Source organism: Devosia lucknowensis, from assembly GCF_900177655.1.
In the GTDB taxonomy this organism is placed as follows: Bacteria; Pseudomonadota; Alphaproteobacteria; order Rhizobiales; family Devosiaceae; genus Devosia; species Devosia lucknowensis.
Genome location: NZ_FXWK01000002.1, coordinates 957,718 through 976,459, shown reverse-complemented (window position 1 = coordinate 976,459; position 18,742 = coordinate 957,718). Strand labels below are relative to the sequence as shown.

At 65.0% G+C, this 18,742-nt stretch carries 20 protein-coding genes and 1 tRNA gene; 18 read left to right on the top strand and 3 right to left on the bottom strand.

The genetic code is table 11. The annotated features are described in order from the left end of the window. Positions 1-51: 51 nt before the first annotated feature. Positions 52-141: transfer RNA gene (locus CCK88_RS17120), tRNA-Ser, on the bottom strand. A 207-nt stretch (positions 142-348) separates the two neighbouring features. Here CCK88_RS17120 and CCK88_RS17115 point away from each other — a divergent pair. The 18 genes from CCK88_RS17115 (at position 349) to CCK88_RS17030 (ending at position 15,664) form a co-directional block, all read left to right on the top strand. Continuing rightward, positions 349-1,125 (top strand): MBL fold metallo-hydrolase, encoded by a 777-nt coding sequence (locus CCK88_RS17115; RefSeq protein WP_086471771.1) that lies wholly within the window; start codon positions 349-351, stop codon positions 1,123-1,125. 272 nt (positions 1,126-1,397) lie between these two features. Continuing rightward, the gene (gene rplU, locus CCK88_RS17110) at positions 1,398-1,928 is read left to right on the top strand and encodes a 50S ribosomal protein L21 (RefSeq protein ID WP_086472024.1); all 531 of its coding nucleotides are present in this window, start codon (positions 1,398-1,400) and stop codon (positions 1,926-1,928) included. Positions 1,929-1,940: 12 nt separating this feature from the next. Further along, positions 1,941-2,207 carry a 50S ribosomal protein L27 gene (gene rpmA / locus CCK88_RS17105; RefSeq protein ID WP_086471770.1) on the top strand — a complete coding sequence of 89 codons (267 nt, stop codon included), beginning with the start codon at positions 1,941-1,943 and terminating at the stop codon, positions 2,205-2,207. A gap of 122 nt (positions 2,208-2,329) precedes the next feature. Continuing rightward, entirely contained in the window at positions 2,330-2,872 is a 543-nt protein-coding gene (locus tag CCK88_RS17100) for a GNAT family N-acetyltransferase (protein ID WP_086471769.1), read from the top strand. Then, positions 2,869-3,396: a GNAT family N-acetyltransferase gene (locus CCK88_RS17095; protein ID WP_086471768.1), complete on the top strand. Its 528-nt coding sequence runs from the start codon at positions 2,869-2,871 to the stop codon at positions 3,394-3,396. Before CCK88_RS17100 ends, CCK88_RS17095 begins: the two co-directional genes overlap by 4 nt. Before the next feature lie 148 nt (positions 3,397-3,544). Continuing rightward, a complete protein-coding gene (locus CCK88_RS17090) occupies positions 3,545-4,066 on the top strand; it encodes a GNAT family N-acetyltransferase (RefSeq protein WP_170926539.1) in 522 nt (173 codons plus the stop codon). A gap of 112 nt (positions 4,067-4,178) precedes the next feature. After that, positions 4,179-4,715, top strand: coding sequence for a GNAT family N-acetyltransferase (locus tag CCK88_RS17085; protein ID WP_086471766.1), 537 nt, complete (start codon positions 4,179-4,181; stop codon positions 4,713-4,715). After that, positions 4,712-5,755, top strand: coding sequence for a GTPase ObgE (obgE, locus tag CCK88_RS17080; protein WP_086471765.1), 1,044 nt, complete (start codon positions 4,712-4,714; stop codon positions 5,753-5,755). The genes CCK88_RS17085 and obgE overlap by 4 nt, the downstream gene beginning before the upstream one ends. Positions 5,756-5,930: 175 nt before the next feature. After that, positions 5,931-7,061: a glutamate 5-kinase gene (proB, locus tag CCK88_RS17075; protein ID WP_086471764.1), complete on the top strand. Its 1,131-nt coding sequence runs from the start codon at positions 5,931-5,933 to the stop codon at positions 7,059-7,061. Next, on the top strand, positions 7,058-8,341 hold the full coding sequence (locus CCK88_RS17070; protein WP_086471763.1) for a glutamate-5-semialdehyde dehydrogenase: 1,284 nt from the start codon (positions 7,058-7,060) through the stop codon (positions 8,339-8,341). The genes proB and CCK88_RS17070 overlap by 4 nt, the downstream gene beginning before the upstream one ends. 1 nt (position 8,342) lies before the next feature. After that, on the top strand, positions 8,343-8,975 hold the full coding sequence (locus tag CCK88_RS17065; protein WP_086471762.1) for a nicotinate-nucleotide adenylyltransferase: 633 nt from the start codon (positions 8,343-8,345) through the stop codon (positions 8,973-8,975). A 188-nt stretch (positions 8,976-9,163) separates the two neighbouring features. Then, complete coding sequence (gene rsfS / locus CCK88_RS17060; protein ID WP_086472023.1) at positions 9,164-9,556, top strand: ribosome silencing factor; 393 nt, start codon at positions 9,164-9,166, stop codon at positions 9,554-9,556. 147 nt (positions 9,557-9,703) lie between these two features. Then, the gene (gene rlmH, locus CCK88_RS17055) at positions 9,704-10,186 is read left to right on the top strand and encodes a 23S rRNA (pseudouridine(1915)-N(3))-methyltransferase RlmH (RefSeq protein ID WP_086471761.1); all 483 of its coding nucleotides are present in this window, start codon (positions 9,704-9,706) and stop codon (positions 10,184-10,186) included. A gap of 100 nt (positions 10,187-10,286) precedes the next feature. After that, on the top strand, positions 10,287-11,771 hold the full coding sequence (locus CCK88_RS17050; RefSeq protein ID WP_170926538.1) for a murein hydrolase activator EnvC family protein: 1,485 nt from the start codon (positions 10,287-10,289) through the stop codon (positions 11,769-11,771). Positions 11,772-11,778: 7 nt separating this feature from the next. After that, positions 11,779-13,203, top strand: coding sequence for a S41 family peptidase (locus CCK88_RS17045; RefSeq protein ID WP_086471759.1), 1,425 nt, complete (start codon positions 11,779-11,781; stop codon positions 13,201-13,203). An 86-nt stretch (positions 13,204-13,289) separates the two neighbouring features. Continuing rightward, on the top strand, positions 13,290-14,426 hold the full coding sequence (locus CCK88_RS17040; protein WP_086471758.1) for a divergent polysaccharide deacetylase family protein: 1,137 nt from the start codon (positions 13,290-13,292) through the stop codon (positions 14,424-14,426). 10 nt (positions 14,427-14,436) lie between these two features. After that, positions 14,437-14,973: an RNA pyrophosphohydrolase gene (locus tag CCK88_RS17035; RefSeq protein WP_086471757.1), complete on the top strand. Its 537-nt coding sequence runs from the start codon at positions 14,437-14,439 to the stop codon at positions 14,971-14,973. 4 nt (positions 14,974-14,977) lie between these two features. Then, positions 14,978-15,664 carry an aspartate/glutamate racemase family protein gene (locus CCK88_RS17030; RefSeq protein WP_086471756.1) on the top strand — a complete coding sequence of 229 codons (687 nt, stop codon included), beginning with the start codon at positions 14,978-14,980 and terminating at the stop codon, positions 15,662-15,664. On the opposite strand, the gene CCK88_RS17025 is transcribed toward CCK88_RS17030, so the two are convergent. Together CCK88_RS17025 and CCK88_RS17020 are read right to left on the bottom strand one after the other, a co-directional pair. Further along, entirely contained in the window at positions 15,665-17,827 is a 2,163-nt protein-coding gene (locus CCK88_RS17025; RefSeq protein ID WP_086471755.1) for a methyl-accepting chemotaxis protein, read from the bottom strand. It lies immediately after the preceding gene. 412 nt (positions 17,828-18,239) lie between these two features. Beyond that, a complete protein-coding gene (locus CCK88_RS17020; RefSeq protein ID WP_086471754.1) occupies positions 18,240-18,665 on the bottom strand; it encodes a F0F1 ATP synthase subunit epsilon in 426 nt (141 codons plus the stop codon). Positions 18,666-18,742: the final 77 nt, after the last annotated feature.

Genomic DNA, 18,742 nt, shown 5'->3' with positions numbered 1-18,742 from the left:
GAATCCGACTTTGAGTCGGATTTTACCCTAGCAATTTCAATGACTTATAAGTGGCGGAGAGAGAGGGATTCGAACCCCCGATGGAGTTGCCCCCATGCCGCATTTCGAGTGCGGTGCATTCAACCGCTCTGCCATCTCTCCGCGAGATCGATAAGAGACGTAAAAGTCTCGGCCGGTCGATACGGGGCGGCTTATGACATAGCATTTTGCCCGCTGCAACTCCCCTTGTGGACTGCAGCGAACGGAAAATGCCACGGCGGTGGTCTCACATTTCCGTGCGGGTTGGGCTGTCTCCCTTCTGCCGCGTTGTTGGTTTCGTATCATCGCGATCAAACGGGAGACTTGAGAATGGTTACACGCCGAAACGTCGTCGCCGGGATGGCCGGCTTGCCTCTGGCCGGATTTGCGGCCAGTTTGAGCACCAATTCCATCTTTGCCCAGGACACACCGATGGCCGATACACTTGCGACCAGCGCCGGGGATGTCACCATTCACCCGGTCGACCATGCCAGCCTGGTGCTGGAATGGGACGGCAAGGCCATCTACGTGGATCCTGTAGGCGGATCAGCGCTTTACGAGAATTTCCCGGCGCCCTCGGCAATCCTGATCACCCACGGCCACGGCGACCATTTTGACGTGCCGACGCTCGAAGCCATCGCCGGCGACGCCGTTCTGGTGACCAATCAGGACGTTTTTGACAAGCTGCCAGAAGCACTTAAGGCAAATGCCACGGCAATGGCCAATGGCGACGAGGGTACGGTGCTCGACCTGCCCATCCGCGCCATCGCGGCTCACAACACGACCCAGGACAGGATGCAGTACCACCCGGTCGGGGTCGGCAACGGCTATGTGCTGACCCTGGGCGACGACCGGATCTATATTGCCGGCGATACCGAGCCGACCGAAGATATGCTGGCGCTGCAAGACGTTAGCGTCGCATTCTTGCCCATGAACCTGCCCTACACCATGACGGTGGAACAGGCCGTGGAGGCGATCAACACGTTCAAGCCCAGGATCGTCTATCCCTACCATTACGGCGACAGCGACCTCAGCCCGCTGGAAACGGAAATCGACGAAAACGTCGAAATTCGTCTCAGAAACTGGTATCCGAACGGCCAGGGATAAGCACCTGGAGGCAATTGGCTAGCACATTGCTAGCATTTGCCGCGCTCTCGCGTGCATGACGCTTGACTCTGCGGGGCTTTGCACCGATAAGCCCACCAATCTGCGCACCGGTCCGTCCGGTGCGCTGGTTTTGTTTGAAAACGCTGCTCGAGGCTGCCGGCCGAAACTTTCGGCCCATCCATTCGAAAAGCCCGCGGAACCTGTCACGAAATCCGCGGCGCCGCAGAGCGCGACAGATAGGGACCGGTGGGGAAAACCCATTCGGCATGAATATGACTTTCGCCGTTATCAAGACGGGCGGGAAGCAGTACAAGGTTGCTGCCAACGACGTCATCAAGATCGAGAAGCTCGAGGCCGAAGCCGGTGACATCGTCACCTTCGACCAGGTTCTCATGGTTGGCGACACCATCGGCGCTCCGCTGGTGGAAGGCGCCCTGGTCGCTGCTGAACTGGTCGAGACCAAGAAGCAGAAGACCGTCATCATCTTCAAGAAGCGCCGCCGCCACAATTCGCGTCGTCGCAACGGCCACCGCCAGCTGCTGACGACCGTCCGCATCACCGAGATCCTGACCGGCGGCGCCAAGCCCACGATCAAGGCTGCTGCCAAGGCCGAGAAGACCGAAGCCGTCGCCGAGAAGGCACCGGCTGCCAAGAAGGCCGCTCCGAAGGCAGACGCTGCCGCCGAAGCTCCGGCCAAGAAGGCTGCGCCGAAGAAGGCCGCTGCCGCCAAGGAAGACACTGCCGCTGAAAAGCCGGCAAAGAAGGCCCCGGCCAAGAAGGCCGACAAGGCTGACAAGGAATAAGGACAAAGAACCATGGCACATAAGAAAGCAGGCGGCTCATCCCGCAACGGTCGTGATACCGCTGGCCGTCGTCTCGGCGTCAAGAAGTTCGGCGGCGAAGCTGTGATCGCCGGCAACATCCTCGTGCGTCAGCGCGGCACCAAGTGGGCAACCGGTACCGGCGTCGGCCTGGGCAAGGATCACACGATCTATGCCCTGATCGATGGCACCGTGTCGTTCCGCACCCGCGCGAACAATAAAGTACACGTGTCTGTCCTCCCGGCAGAGGCCGCCGAATAATCCGGCAGGCCTGACCAACCCGCCGGTGACCAGTTCCCCGGCGCAGCGTTTGGCAACACAAAGCAGATGCGCAGGGGAACCGGTCCGCCGGTTCCCCTTTTCGTTTTCCGGAGCATTTGCAAATGATCAGCGTCGCGACCAGCCTCAAGCACCGCCTGCCGACCACGATCCGCACCCAGCGCCTGCTCCTGGTCACCCCCGCAATGGTCCATGCTCCGGCGATCGCCCAGTTGTGCAACAATATCAACGTACACAAATGGATGGCCCGGCTGCCCTTTCCTTATGGGCTGAGCGACGCCGAGTTCTTCATCACCGAAATCGTCCCGAGCGCCGCGGAAATCTGCTTTGCCATAACCCTCGACGATGCCCTGATCGGGGTGGTCGGCCTGGCTCTGTCCGACGATCATGCGCCCGAGCTCGGCTACTGGCTGGGCGAACCCTATTGGGGACATGGCTACGCCAGCGAAGCGGCCGCAGCAGTTCTCGAGGCGGCCCGAGCGGCGGGCACGCGCGAACTGCGATCACGCGCCCGAAAGGACAATGCAGGATCGCGCAATGTGCTGCGCAAGCTCGGCTTTGCCGAAGTGGGCGAGAACATCGAGACCGAAGGCTTTCTGGCCGGGCAGACCATGGTGCGGATGCTGAGGGAGCTCGAACCGAGATGACCGAGCTTCGCACCTCCCGCCTGATCCTGCGTCCGGCTCGCCCCGAGGATGCACCCTGCTTTGCCCTGGGCGTCAGCGACTTCGCCGTTGCCCGCTGGCTGACCCCGCTGCCCTTCCCCTTCACCCTTGCCATGGCCAGCGACTGGCTGCGGGCCGCGCCGTCCGACAATCCGGACAAGTCCCTGTTCATCGTCGACCTGCCCGGCCGCGGCCTCGTCGGCTGCGTCGCCATCGGCGCCGAACTGGGGTTCTGGATCGCCAAGCGCCATTGGGGGCAGGGTTTCGGCACCGAGGCCGCCAGCGCCGTCATCGACTGGCATTTCACCCGCACCACATCCGACGCCATCGTCTCGAGCGCTCATCACGACAACCGCGCGTCCCTGCGCCTCAAGGCCAAGCTCGGCTTTGTCGAAACCGGCCGCGACATGCGGTTCAGTCACGCCCTGCAGCACAACGTGCCTCATGTCCTGACGCGGCTGGACCGGGAAACCTGGCGGGCACGGGCAGAACAGCTATGCGCCTGATACGAATGAACGCGCATAAGCGCACGGCACTCCTCCCGATCGTCATTGCCGGGCTTGCCCCGGCAATCCAGTGCATCCGAACATGGACCACCGGGACAAGCCCGGTGGTGACGTCCGTGGGTCATCCTCCGTATCAAATGAGCAGCCAATGACCATTCGATCCCTTCTGCCCGAAACCATCGAAACCGCCCGGCTGACCCTGCGAGCGCCGCGCGTGTCGGATCTCGAGGACCTCGTGGCCGAGGCCAATAACTGGAAGGTGCTGGAGCCCACCGCAAGCCTGCCCTTTCCCTACGAAGAGCAGCATGGCCGCGCCTTTGTCGAAAAGACCGCTCGAGCCAGCCACCATCCCTATGTGATTGCCGAAAAAACCGGCGACCGGCTGCTGGGCGTCATCGGTCTTTACTTCCATGACGACCGCCCCACCGAGCTCGGCTACTGGCTCGGCGAACGCCATTGGGGCCATGGATATGCGCCCGAGGCCGTGCGCGGCCTGCGCGATGCCTGCTCCAGCATCGGACTTGTGCCGTTGCGGGCGCGGGTGCTGGCCCACAATGCCGGCTCCATACGCGTGCTCGAAAAGACCGGCTTTGCCCTGATCGAAGAAACCGTCAGCGTCGTCGAACGCCACAAGGGCAAGCCACTGCTGGTGCTGGAGTGGCGGGGATGATCGACCTGTCAGGACGAGACATCTCTGCGCTCCCACGCACGGTGCCGCCCTCGGACTCGGCCCGGGGCCAATACCCGCGCGCGAAGGCAGCCGAGCGGTTGGGGCAAGCTGAATGACCCCGTCCCTCCTCACCAGCCGCCTGATCCTGCGCCCTCCGCAGCTGGGGGACGCCGATGCGCTGGCGCTTTACCTCAACGATTTCGAGGTATCGGGCAATCTGGCGCGGGTGCCCTATCCCTATCTTCGCTCGGATGCCGTCGCCTGGCTCGGATCGCAGCGTCCCAGACCGGCTGCGGAGGAGACGAGTTTTGCCATCGAGCTTGCCGGTGTGGGGTATGTGGGCCATATCGGATACCAGAAGGTGGGCGAGGTGCCCGTCATCGGCTATTGGCTGGGCAAGCCCTTTTGGGGACGCGGCATCATGACCGAGGCCGCGATCGCCGCGATCGACTGGTTTTTCGAAGCCAGCGACGCGAGCGACATCTATTCGGGCGTTTTTCATTTCAACCAGCCCTCGCTGGCGATCCAGAAACGCCTGGGATTTACCGAGACCGGTCATTCGACCCTGCTCTGCCTTGCGCGCGGCGTCGAGCTGGAGCATATCGACACGAAACTGGCGCGCAGCGTCTGGAAGGCAAGACGGCAATGAAATTCCTCGACCAGGCGAAGGTCTATATCAAGTCCGGATCCGGCGGCGCCGGCGCCGTCAGCTTCCTGCGCGAAAAATTCGTCGAATTCGGCGGCCCCGATGGCGGCAATGGCGGCCGCGGCGGCGACGTGATTGCCGAATGCGCCGACGGCCTCAACACGCTGATCGACTTCCGCTACACCCAGCATTTTCGCGCCGGCACCGGCGTGCACGGCATGGGCAAGAACCGCACCGGCGCCGATGGCGAGGACGTTATCCTGCGCGTGCCCGTCGGCACGCAGATTTTCGAGGAAGACCAGGAAACCCTGATCGCCGATTTCACCGAGATCGGCCAGCGCATCGTACTGCTGCAGGGGGGCAATGGCGGCTTCGGCAATGCCTATTTCAAGACCTCGTCCAACCAGGCGCCACGCCGGGCCAATCCGGGCCAGGAAGGCACGGAAAAGGGGATCTGGCTGCGCCTCAAGCTGATCGCCGATGCAGGTCTGGTCGGCCAGCCCAATGCCGGCAAATCGACATTCCTCGCCGCGGTGTCCGCCGCCAAGCCCAAGATTGCCGACTACCCCTTCACCACGCTCCATCCCAACCTGGGTGTGGTGCGCATCGGCGAGCGCGAATTCGTGCTCGCTGACATTCCGGGCCTGATCGAAGGCGCGAGCGAAGGCATCGGCATCGGCGACCGCTTCCTCGGGCATATCGAGCGCTGCCAGGTGCTGATCCACCTGATCGACGGCACCAACGAAGACGTCGCCCATGTCTACAAGGCCGTGCGCTACGAGCTGGCGGCCTATGCCGACGTTTTGGCCGACAAGCAGGAAATCGTCGTGCTCAACAAGGTCGATGCCTTGAGCGAGGACGAGGTCAAGGCCAAGGTCAAGGCACTCAAGAAGGCCTCCAAGGCCGAGGTGCGGCTGGTCTCGGGTGCCACCGGCCAGGGCGTCGACCAGGTCCTCTACGACGTGCTCAACGTGCTCGATGCCGAAAAGGCCGCGGTGGAAGAGGCCGAACGCCGGAAGGTGGAAGGCAAATGGACGCCTTGATGGGCAGTCTCAGCATTTCGACGCTTGTGGCACCCCCACCCAGCCTCCCCCTGAAGAAGGGGGAGGGGTGGATCTGTGCAGGCCCACTATCTTGCCACCTCCACAGGGCGGCTCCTCCCGCTGGAGAAGGGGGAGGTTGGGTGGGGGTTGCTGTGCCCGACCTGGAAACATCCCAATGAACCCCCTCGCCTCCTACCGCCGCATCACCATCAAGATCGGCTCGGCCCTGCTTGTCGACAAATCCGGCAAGCTGCGCGCCGCGTGGCTGGCTGACCTGGCCGAGGATATCGCCGCGCTCAAGGCCGAAGGCCGGGAGATCGTCATCGTTTCCTCCGGCGCCATTGCGCTTGGGCGCGGGCTTCTGGGCCTGTCGGCAACGACGCTGACGCTGGAGCAGTCGCAGGCTGCCGCCAGCGCCGGGCAGATTGCGCTGAGCCAGGCCTGGTCCGAGGCGCTGGGCAAGCATGCCATCGTCACCGGGCAGATCCTGATCACGCCCAACATCACCGAGGAACGCCGCTACTTCCTCAATGCCCGCACCACGATCCGGACGCTGCTGGGCCTGCATGCCATTCCCATCATCAACGAGAACGACAGCGTCGCCACCGCCGAAATCCGGTATGGCGACAACGACCGGCTCTCGGCGCGCGTCGCCACCATGATCGAGGCGGACCTCCTGGTGCTGCTGTCCGATATCGATGGCCTCTATACGGCGCCTCCCGCCAAGGACCCCGCGGCTACCCATATTCCCGTGGTCGACACGATCACCCCAGCCATCGAAGCCATGGCGGGTGGCGCGGCCAGCCACCTCTCGCGCGGCGGCATGACCACAAAGGTGGAAGCCGGCAAGATCGCCACCATGGCCGGCACGGCGATGATCATTGCCAAGGGCACCGAAACCCACCCGCTGCGGGCGCTGACCGAAGGCGGCCTGCATACGCTGTTCAGGGCCTCGACCTCGCGCGCCCAATCGCGAAAACGCTGGATCATGGGGACACTGGCCGTATCGGGGACGGTGCAGGTGGACGCCGGCGCAGCCCGCGCGCTACGCGAGGGCCGCTCGCTGCTGCCCATCGGGGTCACGAAAATTGCCGGCGACTTCGAACGCGGCGACACCATCGCGATCACCGGCCCGGAGGGTCGCGAGATCGCGCGGGGCCTTTCCGGCCTCGACAGCGAGGACGCGCGCCTCGTCATGGGCAAGCGCAGCGACATGATCGGCGACCTGCTGGGCGTCGGCAACCGCTCGGAAATGGTACATCGCGACAATCTGGTGCTGCTGGGCGCCAAGGAGGATGTGGAATGAGTGCAGTTCTCGAAACGGCAGAAGACATCCCCGCGCTGATGGCCGAAATCGGCCGCAATGCGCGCATCGGCGCCAATGCGCTCAAGATCGCGACATCGGAACAGAAGCGAACGGCATTGCTGACGGCCGCCGGCGCGATCAATGCGCACCGCAGGAAGATCCTCCAGGCCAATGCGCTCGACATGAGGGCAGCCGAGGAGAAGGGCATTTCCAAGGCCTTTCTCGACCGGCTGCTGCTCGACGACAAGCGCATCGACGGGATCATCGAGGCGGTCAGGACGATTGCCGAACTGCCCGACCCTGTCGGCACGGTGATTTCGGAATGGGATCGCCCGAACGGACTTCATATCGAGCGCGTGCGCACGCCCCTCGGCGTCATCGGCGTGATCTTCGAGTCGCGCCCCAACGTGACCGCCGATGCCGGCGCGCTTTCGATCAAATCCGGCAACGCGGTGATCCTGCGCGGCGGCTCGGACAGCTTCCATTCGAGCCGCGCCATCGTCGAGTGCCTGCTCGACGGCCTGCATCTGGCGGGCCTGCCGACCGAATGCGTGCAATTGGTGCCGACCACCGATCGCGCGGCCGTGGGCGAGATGCTCAGGGGCCTGGACGGCGCCATCGACGTGATCGTGCCGCGCGGTGGCAAGACCCTCGTCGCGCGCGTGCAGAGCGAAGCGCGGGTGCCGGTCTTTGCCCATCTCGAGGGCCTCGTCCATGTCTATATCGACCGCTCGGCCGATCTCGAAAAAGCAGTGAGCGTCACCCTCAACGCCAAGATGCGCCGCACCGGCATCTGCGGCGCCGCCGAAACGCTGCTGGTGCACAAGGATGTGGTGGGAACGCATTTGAAGCCCATCATCGAGGCACTGGTGGCCAAGGGCTGCGAGATCCGCGGCGACGCGACGGTGATGTCGCTGATCCCGGTTGCCAGGCCGGCGACGGAAGAGGATTGGAAGACCGAATACGAAGACGCCATCATTTCGGTGAAGGTGGTCGATAGCATCGAGGACGCCATCGCCCATATCGAGCACTATTCGAGCCACCACACCGAGGCGATCATCGCCGAGGATGCAGGGGCAGTCGAAAAGTTCTTCAACGAGATCGATTCGGCCATTCTCGTGCACAATGCCTCGACCCAGTTCGCCGATGGCGGCGAATTCGGCTTCGGCGGCGAGATCGGCATTGCCACGGGCAAGATGCACGCGCGCGGCCCGGTCGGCGTCGAGCAGTTGACCAGCTTCAAATATCGCGTGCGCGGCAACGGGCAGCTCAGGCCTTGATTTGACCCGTCGCCCGGCCCTCCATATCCCCGGCATCACCGAAATCCCGCCCTCGGCGTCGGGCATGCGGATCGGGCTGTTCGGGGGCAGCTTCAATCCCATGCATGAGGGGCACCTGCTCGTCATGGAGGAGACGCTGCGGCGGCTCCAGCTCGATGCGCTCTGGGTGCTGGTGACCCCGGGCAATCCGCTCAAGGACAACAAGGCCCTGCCACCGCTCGAAAACCGGGTGCAGGCCGCGCGCCAGGCCATCCGCAACCCGCGCATCCGCGTCACCGGCTTCGAGGCGGCCAGGGGGTTCGCCTATTCCTGGCAGACCGTCGACTTTCTCACCACCGCCCTGCCGGACCGACGTTTCGTCTGGATCATGGGTGCCGACAGTCTCGCCGATTTCCACCGCTGGCAGCGCTGGCGCGATATCGCCGCCCGCCTACCCATCGCCGTCTACGTCCGCCCCGGGGCCGCACGCCGCGCGCTCGCCTCGCGCGCGGCGACGACGCTCGACTACGCCCAGATCGACGAGGCCGACGCGGCCGTGCTTGCCGACTGCGCACCCCCTGCCTGGATCTATCTCCAGGGCCGGCAATCGACGCTTTCCTCCAGTGCCATCAGGGCGTCACGAAACCTCGATTAAGCTTGTCTTGGCACCCGACCTTGCGAAAACTCCCGCAAAGGCGCATATTCAAGGCCAAGTGATCATTGTCACCGGAACAGGAAAAGACGGCTTGCCGTTCACTCGACGCCGCTACATTCCGATCAACAACCAAGGATGCTTAACTTTCGCATGACCCATGCCCGCGCATGGGCGGAAGGCCGTTTCTGATGGCCACCCAGCCCAACAACACCGTGACCGCAGCGCCCGCACCCGTTTCCGGCACGCAAAAACCCCTCATCGATCTCATCCTCGACACCCTGGATGACGCCAAGGCCGAAGAAACGGTCGCGGTCGACATCACCGGCAAGTCGTCGCTGGCCGACCACATGATCGTGACCTCCGGCCGCTCGCAGCGTCATGTCGGCGCCGTCGCCGATCAGGTGATCACCGCGCTGCGCGAGAACGGCTATGGCAAGCCACGCGTCGAGGGCCTGCCCCATTGCGACTGGGTCCTGGTCGATGCCGGCGACGTCATCCTCCACATCTTCCGCCCCGAAGTGCGCGAGTTCTACAGCCTCGAAAAGATGTGGCAGGCCGACTTCGCGGCCGACCAGCACTAAGGGCATCGCCATCTCATCGTCATTGCCGGGCCTGTCCCGGCAATCCATCTGCTGGCGGCACTGTTTGGACCACCGGGAATTGCCCAGTGGTGACGATGAACCGGGCGACTGGCTACCGGCCTGCCCTTCCTTCATCGGATCAAGAGCATGCGCATTGCCATAGCGGCCATCGGCCGGATGAAGAACGGGCCAGAGCGAGAGCTTGTGGCCCGTTACCTTGAGCGGGCGACCGGCAGCGGCAAGCCCCTGGCGCTCACAGGCTTCGACGTCACCGAAATCAACGAATCCCGCGCCGGCTCCGCGGCCGCGCGCAAGGCCGAGGAGGCCAGGGCCCTGCGCGCGGCTCTTCCCGAAGGCATTACCGTGATGCTCGACGAGCGCGGCAAGGGCCTCAATTCGGAAAACTTCGCCGCCCAGCTGGCGCGCTGGCGCGACGATGGCCGACCGGCGGTGGGCTTCGTCATCGGCGGCGCCGACGGCATCGATCCCGACTATGTCCGCTCGGCCGACCTCACGGTCAGCTTCTCCCCCATGGTCTGGCCGCACCAGCTGGTCCGCATCATGCTGGCCGAACAGCTCTACCGCGCCACCACCATTCTCTCCGGGCATCCGTATCACCGCGGTGATTGAACGCTCACATTATGGTTAAGCATCGTTAACCGGCGGTTTGCCGCGCAGTTGCTAGAGTGCTGCCAACTGATTCGGGGGGATGCCCCCTTGTGGAGACGCCATGCCCATGCGGCCGGCACGCATTGCAACAGCCCTGCTGGCGGGCGGCCTTCTGACGGGCCTCGCAGCCTGGCCGCTCCTGGCCCAGACCGAGCCGGGCAACGAGGCCGTGGACCTGCGCCCATCGGTGCCGCTCGAGGGCGCCCAAACACCTGCGACGGCGCCTGCGGATGCCACTACACCTGCTTCCACCACGCCTGCTGATGCCACGGCTCCAGCCGCGACTACCGAACCGGCAACAGCGGATCCGGCCGATGCCGGGACTGCGCCGGAAACCGACGGAAGTGCTGCCGAGCCCGCCGACCGCAACGCCATCGATCTCGAAGAAGTGGAAGCCTCGCTCAACCTCAGCCGCGAACGCATCGATGCGCTCAAGGCCGAGATCGACGCCATGGAGGGTGACCGCACCCAGCAGAACGCTGCGCTGATCGCCGCCGCGCAGCGGGTGAAACTGGCCGAAATCGAGGTCGCCGATGTCGAAGAGCGCATTTCCGACCTCATCGTGCGCGAGCTCGAAGTCCGTGGCCGCCTCGATGGCGCCGATGCCGAAATCGCCAACGTTCTCGCGGCGCTCGAGCGCATCTCGCTCAATCCCCCGCCCGCGCTGATCGTCGACCCGGGCGACGCGCTGGGGTCGGCCCGCGGCGCCATGCTGATCGCGGCCATCCTGCCGCAGCTGCGCCTCAAGGCCGATGCCGTGTCGGTGGACCTCAAGGCCCTGACCGACATCAAGGTGGCCGCGCTGGCGGAGGAAGCCACGCTCAAGGCGAATTACGACGTGCTCGAGGAAGAGCAGCTGCGCATCGCCACCCTGATCGCGGCGCGCAAGCAGGGCATCACCCAGATGAGCGCCCAGCTGCAGGCCGAGGAAGACGAGGCGCTGGCCCTGGCCGAGCGCGCGACCTCGCTCCGCGAACTGATCGGCGCGCTGTCCGAACGCGCCGCAACCGGGGCGACCGCGCCCGAGCCCACCGATCCCAACCTGCCCCAGCTGTCGCCCGAGGCCATCCAGCTCGCCTTTGCCGATGCGGCACGGACCCAGCCGGCCGTGCCCTTTCCGCTGGCACGCGGCTATCTGGCCCAGCCCTCCAACGGCGTGACCGTGGTCGATTACGGGGCCAATGATGGCCGCGGCGGCATTTCTCAGGGGCAGTCCATTGTGACCCGCGCCGATGCCCAGGTCGTGGCCCCGGCCGACGGCTGGGTGCTCTACAAGGGCCCCTACCTCAATTATGGCCAGATCGTCATTCTCAATACCGGCAGCGGTTACACCGCCCTGCTCGCCGGTCTTTCCACGATCACAGCCGATATCGGCCAGTTCGTGCAGATGGGCGAGCCGGTTGGCACGATGGGATCACGCACAATTGGACGGACGGTCTCCACCAGTGCTGGAAACGATCAGCCGACCCTTTATATTGAGCTGCGACAGAACAACGAGCCCTTCGACCCCAACGGGTGGTGGGCAAGCCAAGAACAGACGGGATAACCCATTCATGCGCCTGACCACCCTTCGCCTCGCCGCCATATGCGCGGCAGTGCTGGTGCCCGCCACCGTGCTGATTGCCCAGGACCAGGCGCCCGCCGATCCGGCTCCGCTCGAAGAGCAGGTCGAGCCCAATCCCAGTGGTGAGGAGGCCGAGCCCACGGCGGCCGAAAAGGCGGCGATAGAGGCGCGCGATCCGCTCGAAATCTATTCTGACCTCAATCTTTTCGGCGAAATCTTCGACCGCATCCGCGCCGAATATGTCGATCCGCCGGACGAGGAAGAGCTGATCCGTGCCGCCATCCAGGGCATGCTGACCTCGCTCGACCCCCATTCCGGCTACCTGCCGCCCCAGGACTATGACGACACCCGCGAGGACATTTCCGGGCAATTCGGCGGCCTGGGCGTCGAAATCATCATGGAAGAGGGCGTGATCAAGGTCGTTTCGCCCATCGACGACACGCCGGCAGCCCGCGCCGGCATCCTGGCCAACGACCTGATCTACGAGATCGACGGTCAGGCTGTCCAAGGCATGACCCAGGACGAAGCCGTCGAGAAGATGCGTGGCCCGGTCGGCACGGACGTCAAGATCACCATCGTGCGCGAAGGCGTGACCGATCCGATGGACTTCACGCTGACCCGCGGCATCATCTCCGTGCGCGCCGTGCGCTGGAGCATGGAAGGCGGCGAAGCCGAGGGCGAAGGCGACATCGCCCTGCTGCGCCTCTCGCGGTTCACCGAACAGGCCTTTGTCGGCATCGAACGCGCCATCGAGGACATCTACAAGGCCCGCGACGGCGTGGCGCCGGCAGGCATCATCCTCGACCTGCGCAACAATCCCGGCGGCCTTGTCGACCAGTCCGTCTACGTTGCCGACGCCTTCCTCAATCGTGGTGCCGTGGTGCTGACCCGCGGCCGCACGGAAAGCGAAAGCGCTCGCTATGACGCGGTGCCCGATCCGCTCGACGCCAAGATCGCCGATGTGCCCGTGGTGGTGCTGATCAATGGTGGTTCGGCTTCGGCCTCGGAAATCGTGGCCGGCGCCCTGCAGGACCACAAGCGCGCAACCCTCGTGGGCACGCGCTCCTTCGGCAAGGGTTCGGTGCAGTCGATCATCTCGCTCGGTCCCGACGGCGCCATGCGCCTGACGACGGCACGCTACTACACGCCCAACAACCGCTCGATCCAGGCGCTGGGGATCAGCCCCGACATCGAGATCAAGCAGGTCGTTCCGGAGGAATTCCAGGGCCGCGACGAGATCATCGGTGAAGCGGGCCTCGAAGGCCACATCACTATCGAGGGCCAGGAAGAAGCCAGCGTCGGCTCGTCCGTCTATGTCCCGGCCGAGAAGGCCGAAGACACCCAGCTCCAGTACGCACTGCGGCTGATCAAGGGCGAAGAGACCAACGACGCCTATCCGCCCAAGGCCGAATAGGCCCGGCGATCGTGCTAGAATCGGGAATGCGACGCCTTGATTCGCGCCGCATTCCATGTCGACCCAGCCGGGGATGAGCGCTGCCAATGGCCAATGATCTGTCCACGCCGCTGACCGGGCGAAAGCGCCGGAACCAGGACCGGCGCGGGCGCATGCATTTCCCCCTGGCGCGCCTCTTGTTCATCGCCATCTTCCTGATCATCGGCGGCGTGGCGCTGCGGCTCTACCTTGTCGACGACCCAAATGGCGGCCGCCCGAGCCAGGACGTGGCGATCACCTCGACGCGCGACGGCAACAGCATCGCCCATTCGGCGGCCAGCCGCCCCGCCACCATCACCGCCGATCCCGAGCAGTTTCCCGCAGGCGGCTCCGTCGTGGCGCTGCCCCAGCCGGGCCCATCAGGCGGCACTGCGCTCGGCCAGGTGCCCGATCGCTTCGGCGCCCTGCCCGATCTCAGCGAAGAAACCTCGGCCGGCACTATTCCGCGCATGTCGGGAACCGGTCTCACGCCCTTTGCCGCCTATCGCCGTCCGGCCGACGCGGCACTGGCCGCGGGCGGTCCAATGATCGCCGTGGTCGTGACCGGCCTCGGCATCAACGAGCAGGGCTCGCTCGACGCCATTGATCAGTTGCCCGACGAGGTGACCCTGGCCTTTGCGCCCTACGGCCGCAGCCTCGAAAACACCGTCGCGGCCGCCCGCGCCGCCGGGCACGAAGTGATGCTCGAAGTGCCGCTCGAACCCTTTGATTATCCGCAGAACGACCCCGGCCCCCACACGATCCTTACCGACGAGGAGCCGCGCGCCAATCTCGAGAAGCTGTTCTGGCTGATGGCCCGCTTTGGCGGCTATATCGGCGTCATCAACAATATGGGCGCGCGCTTCACGGCCTCGGCAGCCGACATGGCGCCCGTGATGGAAGAGCTTGGCGCCCGTGGCCTGGGCTATCTGGACGATGGCTCGTCCAACCGCTCCGTGGCCCCGCAACTGGCCAATGCCAACCGCATGCCCTTTGCCCGCGCCTCGACGCTGATCGACGTCAACCCCGCCCGCGCAGCCATCCAGTCGGCGCTTGCCAGCCTTGAAAACCAGGCGCTGCAAACGGGCAGCGCCATTGGTATTGTGAGCGCCCTGCCCATTTCGGTGCAGGCCGTGTCCGAATGGGCGCGGGAACTCGATGCCAAGGGCATCGCGCTTGTCCCGGCAAGCGCCCTGATGAAATAAGGTTTGCGCCATGACCACCAAGCCCGCTCGCGAAGCGCTGCCCTATCGCGACTGCGTCGGCGTCGCCGTGTTCAACCCGGCGGGCAATGTCTTTCTCGGACAACGCAAGTTCGAGGGCGATCCCGACCAGTCCGCAGCCCAGGGCTTTGCCTGGCAGATGCCGCAGGGCGGGATCGACGCGGGGGAAGATCCTCTGGCCGCGGCCCTGCGCGAGCTCTACGAGGAAACCAGCATGACCTCCGTGAGCCTGCTCGCCGAAGCGCCGGAATGGATCCACTACGATCTGCCTGACGAGCTGCTGGGAGTCGCCTTCAAGGGCAGATACCGCGGCCAGCGCCAGCGCTGGTTCGCCTTTGCCTTTACCGGCAACGAGGCCGAAATCGACGTCGTTGCGCCCGGTGGCGGCAAGCACAAGGCCGAGTTCGGCGCGTGGCGCTGGGAGCGCCTGAGCCGCGTGCCGGGCCTCATCGTGCCGTTCAAGCGGCCGGCCTATGACCTCGTGGTCGATGCCTTCCGCGACATTCCGCAACGCTTCGGCCAGGGCTGAGGCCATGAAGACCATCGGCCTCATCGGCGGCATGAGCTGGGAATCGAGTGCGCATTACTATGCCGCCATCAACCGCGAGACGGCCCGCCTGCGCGGCGGCCTGCACTCGGCGCCGCTGATCCTGCACTCCGTTGATTTCGCCCCTGTCGCCGAACTGCAGTCGCTGGGCCATTGGGACGAGGCCGGCCGGCAGCTGAACGCCGTGGCGCGCTCGCTCGAGGATGCAGGGGCCCAGGTGCTGGGCCTTGCCACCAATACCATGCATGTCGTGGCCGATCTCATGCTCGAGGGCGTCGGCATTCCCTTCGTCCACATCGCTGATCCGACGGCCGATGCCCTCTTGGCCGACGGCTTCGATACCGTGGGCCTCCTGGGCACGCGCTTCACCATGGAAATGGGCTTCTACAAGGAACGCCTCGCCAGCCGCGGCCTCACGCCCATCGTGCCCGAAGTGGATCACACCAATCTCAATGGCATCATCTACGACGAGCTGTGCAAGGGCATTGTCAGGGACGCATCGCGCCAGGTCTACCAGGCGGCCATCGACCGCATGGCGGCCCGGGGGGCCCAGGCCGTGATCCTGGGCTGCACCGAAATCGGCATGCTGATCGACGACAGCTCGTCCGCCCTGCCCACCTATGACACGACCGAACTGCATGCCCGCGCGCTGGTGGGCGCCGCCTTGGCCTGATCAGGCGGCGCGGCTGCTGGCACGACCGGGTTCGGCATCATCCTCACCCAGCGTGAACACGTCGACGATCATATCGAGGGACTGCGTCTGGCCCTCGGTCTGGGCGATGACGGCGTTGGTCTGCTCGACCAGCGACGCATTGTGCTGGGTCATCTGATCGAGCGTGCGCACGGCCGTGTTGACCTCCTCGATCGAGGCCGCCTGTTCGCGGCTCGCCCGGGCAATGGAACGCACCAGATCGCTGTTCTCGCGCACCGCGTCGAGCATGGCCCGCAGCTTGTCGCCGGCCGCACTGACGAGACGCGAACCGCCCTCGACCTCGCTGGCACTCTGCTCGACCAGGGCCTTCACATCGGCCGAGGCGCTGGCCGCGCTTTGTGCCAGCCGCCGCACTTCCACGGCCACGACGGCAAAGCCCTTGCCCGCGTCACCGGCCCGCGCCGCTTCCACCGAGGCATTGAGCGCCAGCAGATTGGTCTGGAACGCGATGTCGTCGATCAACCCGATAATGTTGGAAATGCGCGCCGAGGACTGGCTGATCCGCTCCATGGCCCCGGTTGCCTCGCCCATCACCGAGCCGCTTTCGGCAGCAACGCGCGATACGGTCTCGGCCTTGCCCGCCGCTTCTTCGGCCATGCCGGCATTGCTGGCCACCGTCGCGGCCAGCTGCTCCATCGCGGCCGAGGTTTCCTCGATCGTCGCGGCCTGGCGGGTGGTACGTTCGGAAAGGTCGTTGGCGCCGGACAGCAACTCGCCACTGGCGGTGCGCAGGGCGCGCGTCGTTTCGCGCAACTGCCCCACCACATCGGCAAAGCGCTCGACAGTGCCGTTGAGAGCCAACCGCAGATCCTCGAATTCGGGCGGAAACGGCGTCGCGATAGTGCTGGTGAGATCACCCTCGGCCAGCTGCTGCAGGCCCGTGCCGATGGCCGCGACCGAGGTCTTGCGGGCGGTCACGTCGGTGGCGAACTGCACAACCTTGTAGGCGGTGCCATCGGCATCGAAGATCGGCGTGAACGTGCTCTGGATCCAGACTTCCTGGCCGGAACGGGTGCGGCGGCGATATTCGCCACTCTTGAACGCCCCCTGCGAAAGATCGTGCCAGAATTCCCGGTAGCCGGGGCTGGCCGGATCGGCGTCGATGAGAAACAGCGCATTGGGGCGCCCGACCACGTCTTCGAGACGATAGCCGAGGAGGGCGAGGAAATTATCGTTGGCGGTCAGCACGGTCCCGTCGAGCGAGAATTCGACGACGATCTGGCTGCGCGAAATGGCCTGCAGCTGCCCGGTATGATCGGCCGCCTCGGCCAGATGCTGGCGCGCCTGCGCATCGAGCGCGGCCTTTTCGACGGCATTGCTGCGGAACACTTCGACCGCGCGGGCCATGGCCCCGATCTCGTTGCGCTGGGCCGTGTAGGGGACTTCGGCGTCAAGATGCCCCTCGGCGAGCGCCTCCATCACCCCGGCCAATTGTGGAATGGGCCGCATCAGCTTGCGGGCCACGAAGAGCGCAAGGATGCCGGTGACGAGGAGCCCGGCGAGCGCGACCGCACCCAGCACGGTCATCGTGCTCGCCAGCACGGCAACCAGCGGTGCCCGGTCGACGGCCACCATAAGCGCCCCGATGACGACGCCGTCGGCCGTGGCGATGGGCACGTAGTTGAGAAGATAGTTCGTACCGGCGAAGTGTGCCTGCGACTGCACGGCCTGGTTGGCGGCGAGCGCATCGAAGATCGGCATCCCTGCAACCAGGCTTTCACCGAGGCGTCGCTCGCCGAGCGGATCGACAAGGCTCGTACTGCCCACGATCATGTCCGGCCCGGTTTCGGGATCGTAGACATAGACGGCGACGTCCTGTCCGGCCACACGCGCCACGGTGTCGATCACGTCGTGGGTGCGGAAGCGCGGCATGCTGCGCGCCGAGAGCGAAACGACGTTGCCCGCCTCGTCCACGCCAACCTCGAGGCTGGGCAGGTTGACCTGCAGGATCTGCGCGGCAATGCGGGTGGTATCGGTCAGCGCCTTGGCTTCATCGTCGGCCACGGACCGGCTGAGGCTGAAATAGAGCCCGCCGAGCACCGCCAGGATGGCCAGCGTGATCGCCCCGATCGTCATGCTGGAAATGGCGAAGGTGAGGCGCATGTTGCGCAGGATGGAACCCATGATCGTACCCCCGAGCACCGGCCGTCATTGCCCGGTTTCCCTATGCCCAGGTTGCAGCATGCGGCCTAAGGGTTAATCAGGAGTTGAGAGGGGACAAATCTCAAGCAATATCAGAGGCTTGCTCAATCGCTGAGCGCACTGCCCGTTTTCAAAGCAAAAAATTGCTCTTGAGGATCGTGCACTGGCTCCGGAATCCAGCGCCAACACGACCGCCCCATCCAATATGTTGTTCCGCTGTGGGGCCTGCCCGGCGGGCGCGCGCGTCCTTCCCTTGCCGCTTCGGTGCGCGGGGAAGTGACGCTCGGGTCAAGCCCGAGGGCGGAGCAGTTGCATGGGACAGCGCGACGCGGTGGCCCTAAAACAAAAGTGCCCGCTGGCGCGGGCACTCGGAAGTCGGTCGCGTGGGTGTCGCTTAGTGGACGTGCGCGCCGTTGAGCTGCTGGGCTTCGACTGCGAGGTTGAGCAGGCCCGACACCACTTCCTGGGCGTAGGACTTGTCTTCCGGGCTTTCGGCGCGAGTGAGCTCGTCCTGCGCGGCCTGGATCTGCGTCTGCAGGTCGGCATGGTCGAATTCGGTGAACGGCACTGACTGCTCGGCCAGAATGGTCAGGCCGGTCGGCGAAACGTCGGCGAAGCCACCCTTGACGAAATAGATGTCGGCCGTGCCGGCATCCTTGGTCACGGTGATGAAGCCCGGCTTCAGCGTCGTCATGAACGGCGCGTGGTCATGCATCACGGTGAAATAGCCTTCCGTGCCGGGCACGGTGACCGAAACGACGGTCTCGGACAACACCAGCCGCTCAGGCGACACGATCTCGATCTTGAGGCCTTCAGCCATTCTTTTGGTCCCTTAACGGAGATAGCCCGAAACGCGGGGGTCTATGCAGAGGGCCCGCCGCGAACGGCGAGCCCGAA